The sequence below is a fragment of the Herbaspirillum camelliae genome (assembly GCF_001929405.1).
Classification (GTDB): Bacteria; Pseudomonadota; Gammaproteobacteria; order Burkholderiales; family Burkholderiaceae_D; genus Herbaspirillum; species Herbaspirillum seropedicae.
This window is the reverse complement of the sequence record NZ_KV880769.1, coordinates 5998656-6021432: the sequence shown is the minus strand read 5'-3', so window position 1 is coordinate 6021432 and position 22777 is coordinate 5998656. Positions and strand designations below refer to the sequence as shown.

At 63.8% G+C, this 22777-nt stretch carries 16 protein-coding genes; 11 read left to right on the top strand and 5 right to left on the bottom strand.

Annotated elements, in window-relative coordinates; all coding sequences use genetic code 11:
* Positions 1 to 215: 215 nt before the first annotated feature.
* On the top strand, positions 216 to 3545 hold the full coding sequence (locus BGK68_RS26850; RefSeq protein ID WP_075259587.1) for a DUF2339 domain-containing protein: 3330 nt from the start codon (positions 216 to 218) through the stop codon (positions 3543 to 3545).
* The gene (locus tag BGK68_RS26845; protein ID WP_075259586.1) at positions 3542 to 4891 is read left to right on the top strand and encodes a DUF3999 domain-containing protein; all 1350 of its coding nucleotides are present in this window, start codon (positions 3542 to 3544) and stop codon (positions 4889 to 4891) included. Before BGK68_RS26850 ends, BGK68_RS26845 begins: the two co-directional genes overlap by 4 nt.
* Here the strand turns inward: BGK68_RS26845 and BGK68_RS26840 are convergent.
* Positions 4888 to 5442, bottom strand: a complete 555-nt coding sequence (locus BGK68_RS26840; protein ID WP_075259585.1) for a cob(I)yrinic acid a,c-diamide adenosyltransferase — start codon at positions 5440 to 5442, stop codon at positions 4888 to 4890. The genes BGK68_RS26845 and BGK68_RS26840 overlap by 4 nt on opposite strands.
* Positions 5443 to 5745: 303 nt before the next feature.
* Here BGK68_RS26840 and BGK68_RS26835 point away from each other — a divergent pair, with 303 nt between their 5' ends.
* The 6 genes from BGK68_RS26835 (at position 5746) to BGK68_RS26810 (ending at position 14029) form a co-directional block, all read left to right on the top strand.
* The gene (locus BGK68_RS26835) at positions 5746 to 7161 is read left to right on the top strand and encodes an FAD-binding oxidoreductase (RefSeq protein ID WP_075259584.1); all 1416 of its coding nucleotides are present in this window, start codon (positions 5746 to 5748) and stop codon (positions 7159 to 7161) included.
* 241 nt (positions 7162 to 7402) lie between these two features.
* Positions 7403 to 8293 carry a LysR substrate-binding domain-containing protein gene (locus tag BGK68_RS26830; protein ID WP_075259583.1) on the top strand — a complete coding sequence of 297 codons (891 nt, stop codon included), beginning with the start codon at positions 7403 to 7405 and terminating at the stop codon, positions 8291 to 8293.
* A 245-nt stretch (positions 8294 to 8538) separates the two neighbouring features.
* Positions 8539 to 10026: an FAD-linked oxidase C-terminal domain-containing protein gene (locus BGK68_RS26825; protein WP_075259582.1), complete on the top strand. Its 1488-nt coding sequence runs from the start codon at positions 8539 to 8541 to the stop codon at positions 10024 to 10026.
* A 2-nt stretch (positions 10027 to 10028) separates the two neighbouring features.
* Positions 10029 to 11102 (top strand): glycolate oxidase subunit GlcE, encoded by a 1074-nt coding sequence (gene glcE / locus BGK68_RS26820; protein WP_075259581.1) that lies wholly within the window; start codon positions 10029 to 10031, stop codon positions 11100 to 11102.
* Positions 11103 to 11127: 25 nt separating this feature from the next.
* Positions 11128 to 12372: a glycolate oxidase subunit GlcF gene (gene glcF, locus BGK68_RS26815; RefSeq protein WP_075259580.1), complete on the top strand. Its 1245-nt coding sequence runs from the start codon at positions 11128 to 11130 to the stop codon at positions 12370 to 12372.
* Between the two features lie 361 nt (positions 12373 to 12733).
* Positions 12734 to 14029 (top strand): dicarboxylate/amino acid:cation symporter, encoded by a 1296-nt coding sequence (locus BGK68_RS26810; RefSeq protein ID WP_075259579.1) that lies wholly within the window; start codon positions 12734 to 12736, stop codon positions 14027 to 14029.
* Positions 14030 to 14111: 82 nt separating this feature from the next.
* On the opposite strand, the gene BGK68_RS26805 is transcribed toward BGK68_RS26810, so the two are convergent.
* The 4 genes from BGK68_RS26805 to BGK68_RS26790 all read right to left on the bottom strand — a co-directional run bounded on the left by BGK68_RS26805 (position 14112) and on the right by BGK68_RS26790 (position 18069).
* Positions 14112 to 14564, bottom strand: a complete 453-nt coding sequence (locus tag BGK68_RS26805) for a PPC domain-containing DNA-binding protein (protein WP_233149430.1) — start codon at positions 14562 to 14564, stop codon at positions 14112 to 14114.
* 2 nt (positions 14565 to 14566) lie between these two features.
* A complete protein-coding gene (locus BGK68_RS26800) occupies positions 14567 to 15136 on the bottom strand; it encodes a PPC domain-containing DNA-binding protein (protein ID WP_075259577.1) in 570 nt (189 codons plus the stop codon).
* Positions 15133 to 16749: an acyl-CoA synthetase gene (locus BGK68_RS26795; RefSeq protein WP_267889745.1), complete on the bottom strand. Its 1617-nt coding sequence runs from the start codon at positions 16747 to 16749 to the stop codon at positions 15133 to 15135. The genes BGK68_RS26800 and BGK68_RS26795 overlap by 4 nt, the downstream gene beginning before the upstream one ends.
* A 138-nt stretch (positions 16750 to 16887) precedes the next feature.
* Positions 16888 to 18069: an acetyl-CoA acetyltransferase gene (locus tag BGK68_RS26790; protein WP_013235760.1), complete on the bottom strand. Its 1182-nt coding sequence runs from the start codon at positions 18067 to 18069 to the stop codon at positions 16888 to 16890.
* 753 nt (positions 18070 to 18822) lie between these two features.
* On the opposite strand from BGK68_RS26790, the gene BGK68_RS26785 reads away from it, so the two are divergent.
* From BGK68_RS26785 to BGK68_RS26775, 3 genes are all read left to right on the top strand, one after another.
* Entirely contained in the window at positions 18823 to 19857 is a 1035-nt protein-coding gene (locus BGK68_RS26785; RefSeq protein WP_075259576.1) for a TRAP transporter substrate-binding protein, read from the top strand.
* A gap of 148 nt (positions 19858 to 20005) precedes the next feature.
* The gene (locus tag BGK68_RS26780; protein WP_075259575.1) at positions 20006 to 21889 is read left to right on the top strand and encodes a TRAP transporter large permease; all 1884 of its coding nucleotides are present in this window, start codon (positions 20006 to 20008) and stop codon (positions 21887 to 21889) included.
* 113 nt (positions 21890 to 22002) lie between these two features.
* On the top strand, positions 22003 to 22773 hold the full coding sequence (locus BGK68_RS26775) for an SDR family NAD(P)-dependent oxidoreductase (protein ID WP_075259574.1): 771 nt from the start codon (positions 22003 to 22005) through the stop codon (positions 22771 to 22773).
* Positions 22774 to 22777 lie beyond the last annotated feature (4 nt).

Genomic DNA, 22777 nt, shown 5'->3' with positions numbered 1-22777 from the left:
GTCCATTAGGGCAGTGCCCGCTTGCGCGCGCCCTGCCAAGATGGCAGATGCCCTGTTCGTTTGAACATCTCGCCATCGACCCGGTCAAAGACCTCATCAATTAAAATATTTCTATTTGGAAATATTCTCAAAAGGGGGGTAATCGGCCGACTCATCCGGGCGCCCTCAAATCTTCCAACAAGAATTCAAATGAGGAGAGCCCCATGAGATGGGTGATGATGGTGACCGGTGGTCTATTTGGTATTGTGCTGGCATGGTTCAATGACTGGTGGGCCGGCCCTACCGCCGTCATTGTTGGGGGACTGGGCTTCTGGCTGGGCAATGTGCTTTCCGACTCTGACGGTCCCGATGCACAGCCGCAGCAGTCTGCTCTGGGTGAGACGCCGCAGACAAAGACGCTGGCCGAACGGGTCCGATATCTGGAAGTGCGGGTCGAGTCGCTCAGTGAAGAACTGGAGAGGCTCCGACAGCAATCTCCGAACTACCTCTCAGTCCTGGAAGCAGACACGGCGCCCGCTGCGTCCGCTGCGCCGGACCCAGAACCCTTGCGTAGCGCGGAAAGTGCCATCGCCGCAGCCACAGTTCCGGCTCCGCCCCAGGCGATCCTGCCCGAGGTGGTCCAGATTGATGCAATCCAGCCTGAACCTGCCCCCGTGCTTGCGTCTGTCCACCCCGAACCACCGGCATCGGTGGCTGCCGTGGAAAGCCAGCTGAACCAGTCCTCAGTTGCCGCCCAGCCGCAAACCCCCGACTTGCTGGACCGTGCTTTCAATGCCGCGCGCGACTGGCTCCTGGGTGGCAACACCGTGGTGCGCGTGGGCATCGTCGTGCTGTTCTTCGGCGTGGCCTTCCTGCTCAAGTACGCTGCCAGCAATAGCCTGCTGCCCATCGAGTTCCGCCTGGCGGGTACGGCGCTGGGCGCTGCTGCCTTGCTGGTCATTGGCTGGCGCTTGCGCGAGCGTCGCGCAGTCTATGGGCTGGTCTTGCAAGGGGGCGGGATAGGGGTGCTGTATCTCACCGTGTTTGCCGCCGTCAAGCTGTATGCGCTGATTCCATCGGCCATGGCCCTGCCCTTGATGGTGGTGATCTGCGCCTTGAGCGCCTTTCTGGCCATCCGCCAGGATGCCGCGCCGCTAGCCTTCATGGGCAGCGCAGGCGGTTTTCTTGCGCCGGTGCTGGTCAGCAGCGGCGGCGGCAGCCATGTTGCTCTCTTCGGCTATTACGCCTTGCTCAATGCCGGCATCTTTGCCATCGCCTGGTTCAAGGCCTGGCGTGCGCTCAACTTGCTGGGATTTTTCTTCACCTTCGTCATTGGCACGGTATGGGGCCTGACCTCTTATCGTCCGGAGCACTTTGCCAGTACCGAGGCGTTCCTGGTGCTGTTCTTCCTCATGTATGTGGGTATCGCGCTCCTGTACGCGGTGCAGCGCGAATTGGCGCTCAAGCATTACGTGGATGGTTCGCTGGTCTTCGGCACCCCCATCGCGGCCACGCTGTTGCAAGCGGCGCTGGTCAAGTCCATGCCCCTCGGCCTGGCCTGGAGCGCGGTGGCCTTGTCGGCCTTCTATCTGCTGGTGACGGCAGGTCTCGTCCGCTGGCGTGCGCGCCTGGGCCTGCTGTTCGATTCCATGCTGGCGCTGGGCGTGATCTTTGCCACGCTGGCCATCCCCTTCGCGTTCTCCGGGCAGACCACCGCGGCGGCCTGGGCACTGGAAGGAGCGGCCATCGTCTGGCTGTCCGTACGCCAGCGCCGGCTGGTGGCGCTGGTGTTTGGCCTGCTGATGCAGGGCGCAGCAGCAGTGGCCTTCCTGGCCTCTTGGGGCGAGCAAGGCAGTGCGCTTGCGCTGCCCGTGGTCAATGGTCAATTCCTTGCCATGCTGATGATTGCGCTGGCCGGCTTGTTCATCGGGTGGTGGCTGCAGGTGCGCAGCGATGCGCGTCACTGGCACGCGTGGCTGCCTGAGGTGGGCCTGGTGGCCGCCGTGTGGGGACTGTGCTGGTGGATTGCTGCGGGTGTACGTGAAATCCTGGGGCACGCCGCTTCTCTGGCGTCGGAGCAGGCGCTGTCCTTCGTCCTGCCCGCCTTGCTGCTGTTGGCCATCCTGACCACCTGGCTGGCCCATGCCGCCAGGCGCGGGCTGGCCTGGCCGCTGGCGCTGCGGGTGGAGCAGGCACTGGCGCCGGTACTGGCCTTGCTGACCCTGGGTCTTTTCGTGACGCAAGCTGCGCCGCTGAGCGGCTGGGGTATCGTGGCCTGGCCGCTGGCGCTGGCGTCGACGTTCGCCATCCTGTGGTATCTGCCGCCCGATCAGGATGCGGGCGAGCACAAGCCCATCTGGCCGCCCTATGCGCTCCAGCACATCTTGAGTTTCTGGATGACATGCGCCTTGCTGGCCTTCGAGGGCTACTGGCGCCTGCGGGAGTTCGTCCCCGAGGGCGCGTGGAGCTGGAGCGCCTGGGCCTACGGGCTGGGACTTTGCCTGCTGGGAATCTCCACCCTGGGCACCCGCCTGCGCTGGCCGGTGGCGGCGCATGTCTGGTCGTATCAGGTGTGGGGTGCGGCCCCGCTGGCCCTGTTGCTGTGGGGCTGGAGTGTCGCCAGTACCTTGCTCGATGGCGATGCGTCACCGCTGTTCTGGCTGCCTTTGTTCAATCCGCTGGATGTGGCGCAGTTGCTGGCCTTCATCGCCGTGGCTGCATGGCTGCGTCGTTTGCGCCAGGTGGGCGTAGCCCAAGCGCCTGTTGAAGTGAGTTATCTGGCCTTTGCCACGGTCTTCCTGTGGTTCAACGCCTTGCTGCTGCGTACCTTGCATCATTACTTCGACATTGCCTACGAACCCGGCGAAGTGCTGGCCTCTTTCCGCTGGCAACAGGTGTTCGTGCTGGGCTGGGGGGCCTTCGCCTTTGCTGCCTTGTGGGCGGTAAAGAACGAGCGCTTGAAGAAGCTCTGCGTGATGGCTTCCATGCCGCTGGTCGCGGTGCTCTGGCTGTGGACGCTCTATGCCAATCTTACGCAGGCCGGTGGTCAGTGGATGTGGCTGCCCCTGCTCAATCCGCTCGATGCCGTCTTGCTGGCCATCTATGCCCTGATTGCGTTCTGGTTTGTGCGCCTGAGCCGTTTGGGCGGCCTGGATGGGCAGATCGCGTCCTATCGCACGCCCTTGCTCTGGGCGACGGGCGCGACGGCTTTCCTCTGGCTCAACGCCATGTTGCTCAGAACCCTGCACCATTGGACCGATTTGCCCTACACCCTGGAAGACATCGCGTATTCCACCCTGGCCCAGGCCGCGCTCACTGTCTTCTGGGCAGTGTGTGCGCTGACCACGCAGGTCATTGCCACGCGTCGCGGCACGCGCCTGCTGTGGTTCGTCGGCGCTGCGCTGCTGGCGGTGACGGTGGTCAAGCTGTTCCTGTTTGACCTCTCGCGCATCCAGGGGCTGGAGCGGATCGTTTCCTTCATCGGGGTCGGCGTGCTGCTGTTGCTGGTGGGGTATTTCTCGCCCTTGCCGCCCAAGGCGGCTGTTGCGCAGGAGGCCGCGCAATGAAACGCTTGATGATGGCAGTCTGCACCGCCCTGGTCGCGCTCGTGGCACAAGCTGGCGATGCGCCTCCAGTGTCGGTGGCGCAATGGTATGCGCTCGATCTGAATGGCAGTGGCTCGTACTTCCGCTTGTCCTTGCCGCCCGAGGTGTATGCGGCCAGCCAGCGCAGCGATCTGGGCGATGTCCGCATCGTCAATGGCGCAAGAGAGCCGGTCCCGTTCTCGCTGGAAGTCACCACCGTCCCAGCGCCTGCGCGGCGCGTGGTACTGACCCCGGTGTCCTGGTTTTCCGTGCCGGCGGCGACAAAGGGCGGCGACAAGGCGCGTCTGGGCGTATCGCTGGATGCCGATGGCACCTTGCGCGCCGAGGTCGGCTCGCGGGCCGGAAACCAGCGCAAAGACGATACGGTACTGGTCGATCTCGGGCGCGAGGGTACGGTCGACGCCTTGCGGATCCGCCTGCGTGGCGAGCAGTATGTAGGTCGCGTCCACGTCGACGCCAGCGCTGACTTGACGCAGTGGCAAGAGGTGGCTGACGCCGCCCTGGTGAAGGCCGTCACGGAGGGCAAGCGCCTGGTTCAGGACCGTGTGGCGCTCGACGGCGTGCACCAGCGCTATCTCAGGCTGAGCTGGCCCGATGGCGTACCCGAGATCGGCGCCATCGAAGTGGAGACCAGTGTCTTGGAGCCCGTGGCCGAGACCGGCGCAGCCCCCTTGCTCTGGCGCGCAGCCGCGCAGGTGCAGGCCGGCGCGCAGGCCGGTGAGTACCAGTTCGACACGGGCGGCGTTTACCCCGTGGAAAGCCTGCGCATCGGTCTGCCGCAGGCCAATACCATCGCCAAAGTGACGCTGCAGAGCCGTGCGGATGTCAAGGCGCCCTGGCGGGATGTCGTCAGGGGGAGCGTGTTCCGGTTGCAAGGCAAGAGCGGCGAGGAACTCTCTGCGCCACTACGCTTCAACGCCACGCCTGAGCGTCACTGGAGGATATTGGTGGACATGCGCACGGGTGGCTTTGGCAATGGCATGCCGCAAGTGACGCTGGGGTGGCGGCCAGCGCTGCTGACCTTCGTCGCGCGGGGATCGGCGCCGTTCATGCTGGGGGTAGGCAATGCGACGCTGGTGCCGGTATCACAGCCCAGAGACGACCTGCTGCTGGGAGCGCAGCCGCAGATCGGGCAGGCCAGCCTCGGTGCGCGACTGGCTACTCCGGCAGACCAGCCAGCGGCTGCACCCACAGTCAGTTCGCGCAGCATCATCCTGTGGATGGCCTTGATCCTGGCCGTGGCTGCATTAGCGGTGATTGCCTGGCGCCTGGCGCGCAGCCAACCGGCTGGCGACAAGCAAGCCTAGCGCTCTCGTCCCTTCTGCCACAACACATCCTGCCCGCCCGCCTCACGGTTGAGCACCCGCGCCAGCACGAAGCACAGGTCCGAGAGCCGGTTCAGATATTGCCGCGCCGGTGCATTCACGCCGCCCTCGGTCTTCTCCAGCATCACCACGCTGCGTTCGGCACGGCGGCACACGGTGCGGCACACATGGGCCAGCGCCGCCGTACGCGAGCCGCCGGGGAGGATGAATTCCTTCAGCGGGGGCAGGGTGGCGTTGTACTTCTCCAGCAGGCCGTCGAGCCGCGCCAGGTGGGTATCGGCCAGCACCGTGTAACCGGGGATGCACAACTCCCCGCCCAGGTCGAAGAGGTCATGCTGGATCGAGACCAGCTCCTCGCGCAGCGCGGTCGGCAGGCTCTCGCACAACAGCAGGCCCAGTTGCGAATTGAGTTCGTCCACATCTCCCAGCGCCTGGATGCGCAGGTTGTCCTTGCCCACCCGGCTGCCATCGCCCAGGCCGGTGCTGCCATCGTCCCCGGTACGGGTGGCGATCTTGGAAAGTCGGTTGCCCATCATTGCTCCTTGTTGACCGGGGCAGCTTAAGGGCAAGCCCTATTCAAGGCAAGCGCTTCCCACCCGCTGCGAGCGTGACCGCATGGGACGGAAAATCGCGTAAACAATTCACTTGATTTGCCCAGCGAGCTGGCTTGGGCAGGGACATTTGCGCAAACTCTAGCCCGCAAGAGAGTAAAATTCATCGATTGGATCAGTGGTCAGTCCACTGGAGCGGCAGGGGATGCCGCTTCACCGGCCCTGCATCTGTCCACACAAGACCGAGAACAACGACCGAGACACGAGACACCTGAGAGAAACCGCATGAATCACCTAGTTGACGCCCGGAAACTGAAACGGCCCGTACCCCAGGCCCTGCTTGACGCACTCAAGGCCCTGTTCGGCGACCGTTGTTCCACCACCCTGGCCATGCGCGAGCACCATGGCCGCGACGAATCCTCCTACGATCCCATGCTGCCCGACGCCGTGGTCTTCGCCCACAGCACCGAGGAGGTGGCGGCCTTCGTCAAGCTGTGCAGCCAGTACGACACCCCCATCATCCCCTACGGCGCCGGCACCTCGCTGGAAGGCCATGTGCTGGCCCTGCAGGGCGGCGTGACGGTGGATCTGTCGCAGATGAACCAGGTGCTGGCGGTCAACGCCGAAGACTTGACTGCGACCGTCCAGGCGGGCGTGACCCGCAAGCAGTTGAATCAAGAGATCAAGGATACCGGCCTGTTCTTCCCCATCGATCCCGGCGCCGATGCCTCGCTGGGCGGCATGGCCTCCACCCGCGCCTCCGGCACCAATGCCGTACGCTACGGCACGATGAAGGAAAACACCCTGACCCTGACCGTGGTCACCGCGCAGGGCGAGATCATCAAGACCGGTACCCGCGCCAAGAAGTCCTCGGCCGGCTACGACCTGACCCGCGTCTACGTGGGTAGCGAAGGCACGCTGGGCATCATCACCGAAGTGACCGTGCGCCTGTATCCGCAGCCTGAAGCGATCTCGGCGGCGATCTGCTCTTTCCCGACCGTGGCCGATGCCGTCAACACCGTCATCCAGACCATCCAGATGGGCGTGCCGCTGGCGCGCGTGGAGCTGCTCGATGAAAACGGCGTGCGCGCCATCAATGCCCACGACAAGCTGAGCCTGCCGGTCAACCCGCTGCTGCTATTCGAATTCCACGGCAGCGAGAACGGCGTCAAGGAACAGGCCGAGCTGGTGCAGGACATCGCCAAGGAATTCCACGCCCTCGGTTTCGAATGGGCCACCCGCCCCGAAGACCGCACCCGTCTCTGGACCGCCCGTCACAACGCCTACTTCGCGCTGCTGCAATTGCGTCCCGGTGCGCGGGCGATCTCCACCGATTGCTGCGTGCCGATCTCGCGCCTGGCCGAATGTGTGCTGGCTACCAAGGCCGACTGCGAAGAGCAGGGCCTGACCCACGCCATCATCGGCCACGTCGGCGACGGCAACTTCCACGTGCAGATGATGGTGGACCCCAACGATCCCGCCGACATCGCCCGCGCCGAAGGCGTCAACCAACGCATGGTGGCGCGCGCCATCGGCATGGATGGCACCTGCACCGGCGAGCACGGCGTGGGCTTGCACAAGATGGACTTCCTGATCCAGGAGCATGGCGAGGGCGCCATCGCCGTCATGCGCGCCATCAAGCATGCACTTGATCCCAAGAACATCATGAATCCCGGCAAGATCTTGCGCTGGGAGCAGTAAGTGTTAGTGTTGGCCGAAGAGCGTGCTTGCCGTTGAGATCAATACTGCCCGTTCGGACTGAGTAGCGGCAAGGCCGCGTATCGAAGGCGCGCCGTCTGTGCGCCTTCGATACGGCCCGAAGGGGCCTACTCAGTCCGAACGGTCGCTCTTGTGTTCTGACGGAGCCTCTCCCGTTAAGCAGCACCCGTTTGTTAGTTTTCATCAGTTTGTTGGTTGAACAAGCAGCAGGAATCCACCACCCATGGCCACCCGCCTACCTCCCGTCCACGCCCTGTCCGCCTTCGAAGCGGCCGCCCGCCACAACTCCTTTGCGATTGCCGCCGAGGAGCTGTGCATCACCCCGTCGGCGCTGTCGCACCGCATCCGCCTGCTGGAAGAATTCGTCGGCGAGCGCCTGTTCTATCGCGATGGCCGCTCTATCGGCCTGTCCGAATTCGGTCGCCGCTATCTCGACGTGGTCCGTAGCGCCTTGCGCACGCTGACCGATTTCCCCATGCCGCACCGCAATGCCGCTGTGCAGCCCAAGATCAAGGTGATGCTGCCGCCGACCTTTGCGCGCCACCTGCTCATGCCGCGCATTGCCGACTTTACCCAGCGCCATCCGGAGATCGTGGTGGAGCTCTACCTCTCGGTGCCGCTGTATGACCTGTCCTTGTCGGAGAGCGATGTCGAGATCCGCTTCGGCGCCGGCAACTATCCCAACATCATCACCGAGAAGCTGTTCGAGGAACCTGCCTTCGCCGTGGCCAGCCCGGCCTACCTGAAGAGCCTCCCGCCGATGAAGTCGCCCGCCGACCTGAAGCAGGCCACCCTGCTGCGCTCGGCGCTGGAGCCCTGGCAGCCCTGGTTCGAGGCCGCCGGCCTCAAGGACTGGGTGGAACCCTCGGCAGGCTTGCGCGTGGATGACCTGGGCCTGTTGCTGGAAGCGGTGCGCCATGGCTATGGCGTGGGCCTGACCCGTCAGCATTTCGCCGAAGAACTGCTGGCGCGCGGCGAGATCGTGGAACTGTTCGACATCCGTCTGCGTACCCCGCCGCACGCCTATTACGTGGTCTACGAGCGCGCCGTGCGCGAGCGGCCCGAGGTCGACACCTTCATCAGCTGGATGCAGAACGCCTTCCGCAACATCTGACCCGGCTTTGCATCGCCCGTCCCGTCCGGCCGCCCTGAAAATAATTCACGGCGGCCGGCAATTCTTTTCAGTGGGCCGCCGGGCAACACGGCGCCGTGCAGGGCGGCAAAATTCGTTACACTTGTCGGACTGAAAAAGCCCGTCCCAGGCGGGCTGACAACAAACGAGACAGCGTGCGCCGTGTCACCGGATGCAAAGAGGGACGTCCACACCCACGCCTGCCTAGCCAACCGCCGAGGTCCAGCATGAATGCTCCAGTCCAACCGTCCTTCGCGCCGGCCCGCCAGCGCGAAGTCGTCGATGCCCTGCGCCGGGTCGTCCCCGCGCACTGCGTGCTGTTCGACGAGGAAGACACCCGTCCCTACGAATGCGACGGCCTGGCCGCCTACCGCCAGTTGCCCATGGTGGTGGTGCTGCCCGAGAACGAGGCGCAGGTCATCGCCATCATGAAGACCTGCCACGCATTGCAGGTGCAGATCGTGCCGCGCGGTGCCGGCACCGGCCTCTCGGGCGGGGCCATGCCCATTGCCGATGGCGTGGTGGTCTCCACCGCCAAGTTCAACCAGATCCTCAAGATGGACAAGTACTCGCGCACCGCCGTGGTCCAGCCCGGCGTGCGCAACCTGGCCATTTCCGAAGCGGCGGCCCCGCACGGCCTCTATTACGCGCCGGACCCCTCCTCGCAGATCGCCTGTTCCATCGGTGGCAACGTGGCCGAGAACTCGGGCGGCGTGCACTGCCTGAAATACGGCCTGACCGTGCATAACGTGCTGCGCGTACGCATGGTCACCATCGAAGGCGAGGTGGTGGAACTGGGCAGCGGCGCGCTCGATGCTCCAGGCCTGGACCTGCTGGCCGTCTTCATCGGCTCCGAGGGCATGCTGGGCGTGGTCACCGAAGTGACCGTCAAGCTCGTGCCCAAGCCGCAGGCCGCACGCGTGATCATGGCGTCCTTCGACGATGTGGTGAAGGGTGGCAATGCAGTGGCCAACGTGATCGCCGCCGGCATCATTCCCGCAGGCCTGGAGATGATGGACAAGACCAGCTCGCGCATGGTCGAGCCCTTCGTCAAGGCCGGCTACGACATCGACGCCGAAGCCATCCTGCTGTGCGAATCCGACGGCACCGTGGAAGAAGTGGAAGAAGAAATCGGCCGCATGACTGCCGTGCTCAATGCCAGCGGCGCCACCGCCATTGCCTGCTCGCAGTCGGAGGCCGAGCGCCTGCGCTTCTGGTCCGGCCGCAAGAACGCCTTCCCGGCGGCAGGCCGCATCTCGCCCGACTACTACTGCATGGATGGCACCATCCCGCGCAAGAAGTTGGCGCAGGTGCTGCTGGGCATCGCCGAGATGGAAAAGAAATACGGCCTGCGCTGCGCCAACGTCTTCCATGCCGGTGACGGCAACCTGCATCCACTGATCCTCTTCGATGCCAACATCGCCGACGAATTCCACCGCGCCGAACTGTTCGGTGCCGAGATCCTGGAACTGTGCGTGGAAGTGGGCGGCACCATCACCGGCGAGCATGGCGTGGGCATCGAGAAGATCAATTCCATGTGCGTGCAGTTTTCACCGGCCGAGCGCGAGACCTTCTTCAAGTTGAAGCGCGCCTTCGACCCGGCCTTCCTGCTCAACCCGGACAAGGCCATTCCCACCCTGCATCGCTGCGCCGAGTACGGCAAGATGCACGTGCAGCGCGGCCAGCTGCGCTTCCCCGACCTGCCGAGATTCTGACCATGCAAGCACAACAAGACATGGACGCCGTGCTGGCCTCCTTCCGCGAACGTATCCTGGCCGGGCGTCCCTTGCAGATCCGTGGCGGCGGCACCAAGGACTGGTATGGCCAGACGCCGTCCGGCGAGGTGCTGGATACGCGGGCTTACAGCGGCATCATCGATTACGAGCCGACCGAGCTGGTCATCACCGCCCGCTGCGGCACGACACTGGCCGAGATCGACGCTGCACTGGCTCAGCATAACCAGATGCTGGCCTGGGAGCCTCCGCGCTTTGGCGGCGCCGCCACGGTCGGTGGCATGGTCGCGGCAGGTCTCTCGGGTCCTTCGCGCGCCAGCGCTGGTGCGGTGCGCGACTTCGTGCTGGGCGCCGTGCTGATGGATGCGCAGGGCGAGCAACTGCACTTCGGCGGACAGGTCATGAAGAACGTCGCCGGCTACGACATCTCGCGTCTGCTGGCGGGATCGCTGGGTACGCTGGGACTGATCCTGCAGGTGTCGCTGAAGGTCTTGCCGCGCCCCATCGCCAGCAGCACCCGCGTCTTCGAGATCAACCAGGAAGGCGCACTGCGCCTGTTGAACCAGAGCGCCGGCCAGCCGCTGCCGCTGGTGGCCAGCGCCTGGGTCTGCAATGTACTGACGATCCGCCTGTCGGGCGCGCAGGCTGCCGTTGATTCAGCCATCGCAAAGCTGGGCGGCACCGAGTTAAGCAATCCTGACGATTACTGGACCGACCTGCGCGAGCAGACCCATCCCTTCTTCGCCGATGCAGAAGCGCCGTTGTGGCGTCTGTCGCTGCCCTCGGTGGCCGCGCCCATCGACTTGCCGGGCCGCCAGCTGATCGAGTGGGGCGGGGCGCAACGCTGGTTGCGGCCAGAGGGCAATGTGGACGCCGTCACTATTCGCGCCGCCGCGCTGGCCGTGGGCGGTCACGCCAGCCTGCATCGCGGCGGCGACAAGGCCATCGGCGTCTTCCATCCCTTGCAGCCTGCGGTGGAAACCATCCATCGCCGCCTCAAGCAGCAGTTCGACCCCCAGGGCATCTTCAATCCCGGCCGCCTGTACGCCAGCCTGTAAGCGCTTCCTCTAGCCAGCGATCATCATGCAGACCAACTTAGCCGATTTCATCCGCGACACCCAGGCCGGCCAGGAAGCCGACAGCATCCTGCGCTCCTGCGTGCATTGCGGCTTCTGTACCGCCACCTGTCCCACCTACCAGTTGCTGGGCGACGAGCTGGACGGACCGCGCGGCCGCATCTATCTCATCAAGCAGGTGCTGGAAGGCAAGCCCGCCACCGCCGCGACGCAATCGCACCTGGACCGCTGCCTGACCTGCCGCAACTGCGAATCCACTTGCCCCTCCGGCGTGCAGTATGGCCGTCTGGTCGATATCGGCCGCAAGGTGGTGGAAGAACAGGTGCCGCGACCGCTGTCGCAGCGCGTGATGCGCACGGCCTTGAAGGAGCTGGTGCCGCGCAAGTGGATCTTCCGCCCCGCCATGAAGGCCGGGCAGATGTTGCGTCCGCTGCTGCCCAAGTTGTTGCAGAACAAGGTGCCGCAGCCGCAGGACGCCGGCGTCTGGCCCGCGCGCACGCATGCGCGCCAGATGCTGTATCTGGAAGGCTGCGTGCAGCCCTCGATGTCCCCCAACATCAACAGCGCCACCGCGCGCGTGCTCGATGCGCTGGGCGTGCAATTGTTCGCTCCGCCCAAGGCCGGCTGCTGTGGTGCGATCCGCTATCACATGAATGACCAGGAGGGCGGGCTGGAAGACATGCGCCGCAATATCGACGCCTGGTGGCCCTACATCGAGGGACGCGATGGCATCCGCGCCGATACCATCGTCATGAATGCCTCCGGCTGTGGTGCCACCGTCAAGGAGTATGGCCATCTGCTGCAGCACGATCCGGTCTATGCCGAAAAGGCGCGCCGCATCTCGCACATGACCCGCGACATCAGCGAAATCCTGCCCGAGTTCGAAGAAGCGCTGAAGCACAAGCTCAAGGACTTCAACGGCAAGCGCGTGGCCTATCACCCGCCCTGCACCCTCCAGCACGGCCAGAAGATCCGCGGCAAGGTCGAGGGCATCCTGCGCGCGGCCGGCGTGGATGTGCAACTGTGCGCCGACAGCCACCTCTGCTGCGGGTCGGCCGGCACCTATTCGATCCTGCAACCGGAGCTGTCCTATCGCCTGCGCGACAACAAGATCAGCAAGCTGCAGGCCACCGATCCCGACATGATCGTCACCGGCAACATCGGTTGCGTAACTCATCTGCAATCTGGCACCGACACTCCCGTGCGGCACTGGATCGAATTGCTGGACGCCGCTCTGCAAGCGCCTTCCTGACGATTCGCTGACGATTTGCCGAGGCCGCATCCGGCTCCCGCCGGAGCGCCAAAGTTTCTCGCAACACAACACCAGCCCCGCTTTGCGGGGCTTTTTTGTGAGCATTTTGTTCACACTAGGGGCATTTTGACCCTATTTTTTCAAAGCGGCTTGACGGCAGGGGGCATAAGTCAATAAGCTTCGTGCTTTTTTCCGCTTGACGGGAAAAAACCGGTCCTGGTTTCTCATCGGAAACGGACCAATACCGATAATCCATAGCACCGGCGTCCCTGTCTTTTGCACCGGCCGACGCCATCCGCAAGCCACATCATCGTCCTCTCACCGGCGCATGCGCCGATGGCGAGCGAGGGCAGGAGAACACATGAAGAAACGCATTCCACAAGCCGCCTACATCTTTGCAGCCATGCTGCTGGGCATCCTGGTCGGTTATCTCATTTTCAGCCACAACGACAAGGCCCAGGCCAAGGAGCTGGCCGGCTACATCTCGATCGCCTCGGACCTGTTCCTGCGCCTCATCAAGATGGTCATCGCACCGCTGGTGTTCTCGACCCTGGTGGTCGGCATCGCCCACATGGGGGACGCCAAGTCGGTGGGCCGCATCTTCGGCAAGTCGCTGGCCTGGTTCTTCATCGCCTCGCTGGTCTCGCTGGCGCTGGGCATGATCATGGCCAACCTGCTGCAACCGGGTGCGGGCGTGGCGCTGCCCTCGCCGGACGCTGCCGGTGCGGGGCTGGCCACCAGCAAGTTCACGGTCAAGGAATTCTTCAACCACCTGGTGCCCAAGTCCATCGTCGAGGCCATGGCGCAGAATGAAGTGCTGCAGGTGGTGGTGTTCTCCATGTTCTTCGGCATCGCCCTGGCCTCGCTGGGCGAGCGCGGCAAGCACCTGCTGGCGGTCATCGATGACCTCTCGCACACCATGCTGAAGATCACCGTCTACGTCATGAAGTTTGCCCCGGTGGCGGTGTTCGCCGCGATGGCCGCGACGGTTGCGGTCAATGGCCTGGAGATCCTGGTCAGCTTCGCCGTGTTCATGCGCGACTTCTACTTCTCGCTGGTGCTGCTGTGGGTGATCCTGATCGCGGTGGGCTTCGTCTTCCTGAAGAAGCGCATCTTCCACCTGCTGGCCCTGATCAAGGAAGCCTTCCTGCTGGCCTTTGCGACGGCCAGCTCGGAAGCGGCCTATCCCAAGCTGCTCGATGCGCTGGACCGCTTTGGCGTCAAGCGCAAGATCTCCAGCTTCGTCATGCCGATGGGGTATTCCTTCAACCTCGACGGTTCGATGATCTACTGCACCTTCGCTACGCTGTTCATCGCGCAGGCCTATGGCATCCACATGCCCATCTCCACCCAGATCACCATGATGCTGGTGCTGATGCTGACCTCCAAGGGCATTGCCGGCGTGCCGCGCGCTTCCCTGGTGGTGATCGCCGCGACCCTGCACCAGTTCAACATTCCGGAAGCCGGTCTCCTGGTGATCCTGGGCATCGATACCTTCCTCGACATGGGCCGTTCGGCCACCAACGCGGTGGGCAACTCGATCGCTTCGGCCGTAGTGGCCAAGTGGGAAGGCGGCTTGCTGAGCGAAGAAGAAGCGGCTCGCGCCGAAGTCGAGATCGAACAGGAAGCCGAAGCCACGCTGCATACGGAAGCCTGATTCGATAGTTAGTTCAAGTATTGAACAATGCCGTCCGGTGATGAGCCGGGCGGCATTTTTCATTGGGAGAACGGAAAGTGCTTCAGGCCGGCAGCGCTTCGGGTTGCTTGACCGCAATCCATTCCTGCAAGGTGATCTCGATGGTGATGAAGGAGAGATTGGCCCCGCGCACGAAGCGCCCGGCAAAGATGCGGCCCTCGGTATCGGCCACCACGCCCTGCAGCGGATGGGCGCTGCCCGATCCATCCGCAAAACCGATTTCACCGAAGACGTTGAGGATTTCCACACCCGGTCCGTTGATCTCCATCGTACGCAGCCCGGCCGGCGTGGCGTATTGCAGATGGGCGTCGATGAGGCTGCCGATGGCGCCGCGCACGATGGCCTTGTCCATGCCGTGCTGGCGGCACAGTGCTTCCACGCTTTCGGTGAGGTCCTGGTTGGGTTTGAGCCGGGCCATCACCAGCTTGCCGAGCTGGCCCTGTTCTACGTGGATGTGGTCGTCGAGGAAATCGCTGTCATGGGCGGGGAGCGTCATCATCATTCCATGGGTGTCGGATGCAATAGACTGAAGTGCGTCTCTTCGTCGCTGTTGACGACGAAGGCGCTGCGGGAGAACAGGCACAGGCGCAGGATGAGCGGATCGTCGCCCACCTCCACCGTGTCGAGCAGCAGATGGCCGCCATGCAGCGTGCCATCGCCATCGATGAAACCTGAGTGGCAATGCAGTAATACTTTTCCATCGGCGTTCTGGCCGATGGTGATGGCGCCGGTCACGAAGCTGATGACGCCTTCCAGCACGTGCGGTGGTCCATAGTCATAGGGCCGGCTGGCGTCGCCGGTCTGTTCGATGCGGTGGTAATGCAGTCGCCGCGCAGTCCCGCCACACAAGCGCCCCACACCGCCGCGCTGGCCATAGCGCGCCAGTACCCGCCGCAAGGCCGGGCCGACCAGCGTGCCGGCTTGCAGCGTGATGCGCAATTCCTCGGCCGGATCGGCCTCCAGGTCCAGCGTGCGCGGATAGCTCGGCTGGCCTGCATGCAGGAATTTGCGCACCGCGAGGAAGCCGGCGCTGGCCATGGAGGGGCCTGGTTTGCTGGAGAGTTTCATAGGCGATATTCGCCTTGCTCTTCCAGCAGCGCCTTGATCTGTTTCTTGACGATCTTGCCGTAGCCCGACTTGGGCATGCTGTCCCAGTAGATGAAGCGGCGCGGCCACTTGTACTTGCCGATGCGTGACTCCAGATGCACCAGCAATGCCTCGCCATCGACCTGCTGACCGGCCTTGCAGACGATCACCGCCAGTCCGCTCTCGCCCCACTTGGGATCGGGCACGCCCAGCACCGCCACCTCCGACACCGCCGGGTGCGTCAGCAGGGCTTCCTCGATCTCGCGCGGATAGACGTTGGAGCCGCCCGAGATGTACATGTCCGAGGAACGTCCCGTGATGTAGAGGAAGCCATCCTGGTCCACATGCCCGAGGTCGCCGGTGTGGAACCAGTCATGCTTGAAGGCCTTGGCATTGGCCTCGGGATTGTTGTGATAACCCATGAACACCGCCGGTCCGCGCACGCAGATCTCACCGGTCTCGAAGGGCGCCAGTTCCTGGCCATCGTCGTTGAGGATGGCGATCTGCATGCCGGTGCGCGGCATGCCGCAAGTGCCCACGCGCGCCTGCGGATGGGCGTCATCCTCGAAGTGCAAGTAGGGCGGCAGGAAGGTGATGTTGCCGGTCACCTCGCCCAGGCCGTAGTACTGCACCAGCACCTTGCCCAGCTTCTTCAAGGCATACACCTGGTCGGCGCGATACATGGGCGCACCGGCGTAGATGACGTGTTTCAGCGAGCTGTGGTCGCAGCGATCCACCGAAGCATCCTCGACCAGGATCTTGACGATGGTGGGCACGGTGAACAGGTTGTCCACCCGGTATTTCTCGACCAGCTGCCAGGCTTCCTCCACCACCAGCCGCTCGGAAGAGAGCAGGATGCTGGCCGCGCCGCGCGCAGTGTTGATGACTGCATGCACGCCCGCGCCATGCGAGAGCGGCGCCACCACCAGCGAACGCGACTGATGCGTCAGGCCCGGCATCAGGTCGGCCAGGTGATTGGTGACCACGAAGGCCATCTGGCCGTGCGAGAGCATGCCCGCCTTGGGATGGCCGGTGGTGCCGGAGGTGTAGAAGAACCAGAGCGGATCGTCGTAATCGACTTCGGCTTCGCGGAAGGACGCGTCGCCGCCTTCGGTCACCAGCGCTTCGTAATCCAGTTCTCCGGCGCGCGCATCGGCCAGCGCCACCACATGTTCCAATGCGGGCGAAGCGGCCTTGACGGCATCGACATACTGCGCGAAACCACGGTCATACAGCATCACGCAAGCGCCGCTGGACTGGCCGAGATAGGCGGCCTCGGGCGGCGTGATGCGGAAATTGGTCGGCACCCAGACCACGCCCATCTTGAAGGCGGCCCAGGCGCTCTCGAAGATCTGCTGGTTGTTGCGCGAGTGGACCAGCATCTTGTCGCCCTTCTTCACGCCGCGCCGGGTCAGCGCGTGGGCCAGCGCATCGACGCGGGCATTGATCTCGCGCCAGGGGATCAGGCGGTCGCTGCCATCGGCAGCGCCTTGCGCCAGGATCAGTCCCGGCTCCTCCGGAAAGCGGCGCGCCACGTCCGAGAGCAGGCGGCCCAGGTTCATCACTTTGCTTAACATCGTCTCACTCGTCCCGATTTTTCTAATGGAAATTGGCGTGCTGCTTTATGTTTTTCTTATTGATCTTCTCAAGCCCGTTTGGACCGAGTAGACCTCTGCAAGGCCTACTCAGGTCGAACGGAAAGTAAGGCGCCAGCTTACTGAGCGCAGCGGCAATCAGTTCACCCGCTCCAGAATGCTCACATAGTTGGCCACCGCCGCGCCGCCCATGTTGAATACGCCCGCATAGCGCGCATTGGCGATCTGCATGTCGCCCGCATCATGGGCCGCCTGCATGGCCGCCATCACGTGCATCGACACGCCGGTGGCGCCCACCGGATGGCCCTTGGACTTGAGCCCGCCGGACGGATTGACCGGCAGCTTGCCATCCTTGGCGGTGATGCCTTCGGCGATCACACGCGCGCCCTGACCGTGCGGGGCCAGGCCCATGGCTTCGTATTCGAGCAACTCGGCCACGGTGAAGCAGTCATGGGTTTCCACCAGGGAGAGATCATTCAGGGTGAGGCTGGCGTCGCCCAGCGCTTTCTTCCAGGCCAGCTCGGCCGCTTCGAAGCGGGTCGGGTCGCGGCGCGACAGCGGCAGGAAATCATTGACGTGGACGGCTGCGCGGAACTGCACGGCGCGCGGCATCGCCTTGGCCACATCGGCAGCGCTGATGACCAGCGCGGCGGCGCCATCGGAGATGAGCGAACAGTCGGTACGCTTGAGCGGGCCGGCCACATAGGGATTCTTGTCGGAGACGTTACGGCAGAACTCGAAACCGAAATCCTTGCGCATGTGGGCATAGGGATTGACCATGCCGTTCTTGTGGTTCTTGGCCGCGATCATCGCCAGCGCATCGGACTGGTCACCGAAACGATCGAAGTAGCTCTGCGCGATCTTGCCGAACACACCCGCAAAGCCGCCCGGGATGCCCGCCTCTTCCTTGGCATAGCAGGCCTTGAGCAGCACCTCGCCCACTTGTGGCGTGGCCAGCTCCGTCATCTTTTCAAAGCCGATCACCAGTACGTGTTTCGACTCGCCGGCCTTGATCGCCTGCAAGCCCGAATGGATCGCCGCCGAACCGGTGGCGCAGGCATTCTCCAGCCGCGTGGCGGGCTTGAAGCGCAGCTGCGGCAAGGTGTTGAGCACCAGCGAAGAAGGGAAGTCCTGGTACAGGAAGCCGGCATTGAAGGTGCCGACGTGGACCGAATCGATGTCTTCCGGTTGCAGCCCGGCGTGTTCGATGGCGGCCTTGGCGACCTGGCCGATCAGCACTTCCGGATCGATGCCGTCGAGCTTGCCGAATTGGGAATGATGCCAGCCGGTGATGCAGGGTGAGGATGCAGAAGCAGTCATGGTGTGTCCTTGAGTCCTTGTGTCCGTCTTAGACGAGGTCGATGGAGCATGGTCGCTCCGTTTCACACAAGGGCAATATGCAAAATCGGTGCCACGCGCAGGACCTCGTTCACCACCCCATGCAGGGGGGCGTGTGGGTCCCTTGTCTTGGCATCGCGCAGCCGGAGATGGCGAAATCGCTGCCAAGCCCGGCCTGCATATTGCCCGTCTCCTGAGAGGGCCGGCGCAAAGCCGCGCCGGGTCTCGCTTTGTTGTTGATGTTGATGCGTGCTGATGTGATCGGTAGACGGCCCCGGCATGCAGGAAAAACCGGGAAAGGGCAGGGCGCGGCCACCGACGGCATGAAGATAGCACGTACTTTACGTTAACGTAAATCATTGCACCGCAACACGGTTTTGTTGCCGTCCATCATCCTTGGGCAGCGCAGACAGGTGTCGACATCTGCGACAGTGCGGCGACAGTCCATGCGACAGGTGTCGCAGCATGCCGGCACGCAAATAAATCCCCGCCATCCTCTTTGCGCGCTTGTACAGGCCTGCCCTTATCGCAGAGAATACAGGCGCAGTGCCGATAACGATGAGGGACATGACCATGCCGCCGGGGAGCTTCGGAGGCTTGGCATCCAAATTGCTCTATCGATGCACAGGCAGTGTTGACAACCCGGGACAGGGAGCTGCACGCCCGATCCAGCAAGCCCTGGCAGCGCCGGATTCAGCAACATCAAATACAAACAGATAAACAGGAGACAAGCAGATGGCACAATCCACTGGCAAGATCACGCGTCGCAATTTTCTGAAGACCGCCTCGGTAGCCTCGGCCGCTGCCGCGACCGGCCTGGTATCGACCTCGGCCCATGCGGCCGAGTTCACCTTCAAGTACGCCAACAATCTGCCGGTCACCCACCCGATGAATGCGCGCGCCAAGGAAATGGCCGCCGCCATCGCAGAACAATCCAAGGGCCGCATCGAGTTGCAGCTCTACCCCAACAACCAGCTGGGCACCGACACCGACATGCTCTCGCAGGTGCGCGCCGGCGCCATCGATTTCTTCACGCTCTCGCCGCTGATCCTGGGCACCCTTGTTCCGGCTGCGCAGATTTCCGGCATCGGCTTCGCCTTCAAGGATTACAGCCAGGTCTGGCCGGCCATGGATGGCGAACTCGGCGCGCACGTGCGCAAGCAGATCGAAGCCAAGTCCACCCTGTTCGCGTTTGAAAAGATCTGGGACAACGGCTATCGCCAGATCACCAACAGCACCAAGCCCATCAAGGTCGCCGAAGACCTCAAGGGCATGAAGCTGCGCGTACCGCCCAGCCCGCTGTGGACCTCGATGTTCAAGGCCTTCGATGCGGCGCCGACCTCGATCAACTTCGCCGAAGTCTATTCGGCCCTGCAGACCAGGATCGTGGAAGGCCAGGAAAACCCCATGGCCATCATCTCCACGGCCAAGCTCTACGAGGTGCAGAAGTACTGTTCCATCACCAATCACATGTGGGACGGCTTCTGGTTCCTGGGCAACAAGAAGTCCTTCGAGCGCCTGCCCAAGGACCTGCAAGAGCTGATGACCCGCATCATCAACGAAGCCGGCGTGAACCAGCGCGCCGACGTGCGCAAGCTCAACGATTCGCTGGTCGATGAAATGAAGGGCAAGGGTCTGGCCTTCAACAACGCCGATGCCGATTCCTTCCGCGCCAAGCTGCGCGCCGCCGGTTTCTATGCCGAGTGGAAGAAGAAGTTCGGTGACGAGCCTTGGGCGCTGCTGGAGAAGTACACCGGCAAGCTGGCCTGAGGGGCCTCTTTGCCGGGCCATGGTCCCATGCGTACACGATTGCATGTGTACATGAGTGCATGAGTCCATGAGCCAATGAGCGGGAGAGGTCGCCGCCGCATCGGTCGCCGGTGCTTCTCCCGCCCTGAATCCATTTCGCTGGAGCTTGATGATGGAAGCTGCAATGACTTACCGCGCCCCGGTCAACATGAACCCGGTTGCGCGCGCGCTGGTCGCATTCAATCGCATGGTGATGCACGTGGTCGGCGCCGTGGCGGCCGCCCTGGTGCTGGCCGAGACCGTGGTGCTGCTCACTGGTGTGATCTACCGCTACGCGCTGCACGATCCCCTGGTGTGGTCCGATGAACTGGCCTCCATCCTCTTCATCTGGCTCTCCATGCTGGGTGCGGTGCTGGCGCTGGATCGCGGCGAGCACATGCGGCTCACCGCCATCATCAACAAGTGTTCCGAGAAGGGGCGCATCTGGCTGGAAACGGTGGCGGCGCTGGTGGTCTGCATCTTCGTGCTGATGGTGATCCATCCCGCCGTGGATCATGCGGTGGAGCAGATGCCCATCACCACGCCCGCCCTGGAAATCCCCGATGGCCTGCGCGCCGCCGCCTTGCCGGTGGGCGCCATCCTGATGCTGCTGGCGGCGGTCTCGCGCATGGCCGCGATGACGACGATGCGCCTGCTGCTGTCGGCCCTCGCCGTGGTGGCCGTGATCGGCGGTGCGCTGTGGCTGGCCAAGCCCATGCTGCTGGGCATGGGCAACTACAACCTGATCGTCTTCTTCGTACTGCTCATCGGCGTGTGCGTGGCCGGCGGCATTCCCATCGCGTTTGCCTTCGGCACCGCCACCATGGCCTACCTGGCGTTGGCCACCACGGCGCCGCTGATGATCGTGGTCAGCCGCATGGATGAGGGCATGTCCAGCCTGATCCTGTTGTCGGTGCCGCTGTTCGTGCTGCTCGGTTCGCTGTTGGAGATGTCGGGTCTGGCCAAGACCCTGATCGACTTCATGGCCGCGCTGCTGGGCCACGTGCGCGGCGGTCTGCAATACGTGCTGCTGGGTGCGATGTTCCTGGTCTCGGGCATCTCCGGTTCCAAGGCGGCCGACATGGCGGCCATTGCCCCGGCGCTGTTTCCCGAGATGAAGAAGCGCGGCTCCAAGCCGGAAGAGCTGGTGGCGCTGCTGTCCTCTTCCGGCGCGATGACCGAGACCATTCCGCCCAGCCTGGTGTTGATCACTATCGGCGCAGTCTGCAGCGTCTCGATCACGGCCCTGTTCATCGGCGGGCTCATGCCGGCGGCCATCGCCACCATCGCCATTGCCGTGGTGTGCTGGATGCGCGCACGCCGCGAGCCGATGCCCGATGTCAAGCGCGCGCCGCTCTCGCTGATCGTGAAAACCCTGATCGCCGCCATTCCCGCGCTGGCGCTCCCCATGCTGATCCGCGTGGCGGTCATCGAAGGCGTCGCCACGGCCACCGAAGTGGCCACCATCGGCGTGGCCTATACGGTAGTGGTCGGGCTGATCATGCACCTGTTCATGCGGCACCTGAACTTCAAGCGTCTCTACCCCATGCTGATCGAATCGGCCGCCCTGTCGGGCGCGATCCTGCTCATCATCGGCATGGCCACCGCCATGGCCTGGGCGCTCACGCAGTCGGGCTTCTCGGCCAAACTGGTGGCGCTGATGCAGGGCGTGCCGGGCGGGGGTGTCGGTTTCCTCTTGATCACCATCGTCATCTTCATCGTGCTGGGCAGCTTGCTGGAAGGCATTCCCGCCATCGTGCTGTTCGGGCCGCTGCTGTTCCCGGTGGCGCGTTCGCTGGGCGTGCATGACGTGCACTATGCGATGGTGGTGATCCTGGCCATGGGCATCGGCCTGTTCGCACCGCCCTTTGGCGTGGGCTTCTATGCCGCCTGCGCCATCGGCAAGGTGTCGCCGGACGGTGTCTTCAACCGGGTCTGGGGCTATCTGGCGGCGCTGGTGGTGGCGCTCTTGGTGGTGGCCTTCGTGCCCTGGATTTCCATCGGTTTCCTCTGATCCTCTCACCAGTCTAGCGAGCGATCGGGAGCTTCCATGATTGACCTGCCAACGACGACTTAAAAACGGCGGCCCCACTTCCTGCCGGGGCCGCCCACATCCACGGAGACAATATGAATCGCAATGATAGCGGCGCCCGCGTGGCGCTCGTGACGGGCGGAGCCATGGGTATTGGCGCCAGCATTTCGCAGCAACTGGCCGCCAAAGGCCACACGGTCCTGGTGGCCGACATCAACCTGGACGCCGCCAGCAAGACCGCCGACGCCCTGGTGGCCGCCGGCCATCGCGCAGCGGCGCTGCAGATGGACCTGGGCAGCCCGGAGTCGATTGCCGCGGCCTTCGCCCACATCGAGAAGGACTATGGCCGCTGTGACGTGCTGGTCAACAATGCCGGCGTGGCGCGGACCTATGCCTTCCTCGACTATCCACTCGAGAACTGGCTGCAGACTATGAACGTGAACGTGACCGGCGTACTGCTGGCCGGCCAGCACGCGGCGCGGCTGATGGTGAAACAGCAGTGGGGACGCATCGTCAATATCTCTTCCATCTCGGGCATCCGCGCCGGCGCTGGGCGTACGGCCTATGGCACGTCCAAGGCAGCCGTCATTGGCCTGACACGGCAGATGGCCATCGAGCTGGCGCAGTACGGCATCACCGTCAACAGCGTCGCCCCCGGGCCGGTCGATACACCCATGACCCAGGCCATGCATTCGGAACAGACCCGCGAAAGCTACTATCGCCTGGTTCCCATGCGCCGTTACGGCACCACCGATGAGATCGCCTCGGCGGTCTGCTATCTGGCGGCGGAAGAATCGGCCTACATCACCGGCCATGTGATTCCGGTCGATGGCGGCTTCGTCGCCGGCGGCGTGCTGGAAATCTGAGAGG

Coding starts and splice junctions, on each gene's coding strand:
- BGK68_RS26850 (WP_075259587.1), top strand. CDS start 216: ATGATGGTGACCGGTGGTCTATTTGGTATTGTGCTGGCATGGTTCAAT.
- BGK68_RS26845 (WP_075259586.1), top strand. CDS start 3,542: ATGAAACGCTTGATGATGGCAGTCTGCACCGCCCTGGTCGCGCTCGTG.
- BGK68_RS26840 (WP_075259585.1), bottom strand. CDS start 5,442: ATGGGCAACCGACTTTCCAAGATCGCCACCCGTACCGGGGACGATGGC.
- BGK68_RS26835 (WP_075259584.1), top strand. CDS start 5,746: ATGAATCACCTAGTTGACGCCCGGAAACTGAAACGGCCCGTACCCCAG.
- BGK68_RS26830 (WP_075259583.1), top strand. CDS start 7,403: ATGGCCACCCGCCTACCTCCCGTCCACGCCCTGTCCGCCTTCGAAGCG.
- BGK68_RS26825 (WP_075259582.1), top strand. CDS start 8,539: ATGAATGCTCCAGTCCAACCGTCCTTCGCGCCGGCCCGCCAGCGCGAA.
- glcE (WP_075259581.1), top strand. CDS start 10,029: ATGCAAGCACAACAAGACATGGACGCCGTGCTGGCCTCCTTCCGCGAA.
- glcF (WP_075259580.1), top strand. CDS start 11,128: ATGCAGACCAACTTAGCCGATTTCATCCGCGACACCCAGGCCGGCCAG.
- BGK68_RS26810 (WP_075259579.1), top strand. CDS start 12,734: ATGAAGAAACGCATTCCACAAGCCGCCTACATCTTTGCAGCCATGCTG.
- BGK68_RS26805 (WP_233149430.1), bottom strand. CDS start 14,564: ATGACGCTCCCCGCCCATGACAGCGATTTCCTCGACGACCACATCCAC.
- BGK68_RS26800 (WP_075259577.1), bottom strand. CDS start 15,136: ATGAAACTCTCCAGCAAACCAGGCCCCTCCATGGCCAGCGCCGGCTTC.
- BGK68_RS26790 (WP_013235760.1), bottom strand. CDS start 18,069: ATGACTGCTTCTGCATCCTCACCCTGCATCACCGGCTGGCATCATTCC.
- BGK68_RS26785 (WP_075259576.1), top strand. CDS start 18,823: ATGGCACAATCCACTGGCAAGATCACGCGTCGCAATTTTCTGAAGACC.
- BGK68_RS26780 (WP_075259575.1), top strand. CDS start 20,006: ATGATGGAAGCTGCAATGACTTACCGCGCCCCGGTCAACATGAACCCG.
- BGK68_RS26775 (WP_075259574.1), top strand. CDS start 22,003: ATGAATCGCAATGATAGCGGCGCCCGCGTGGCGCTCGTGACGGGCGGA.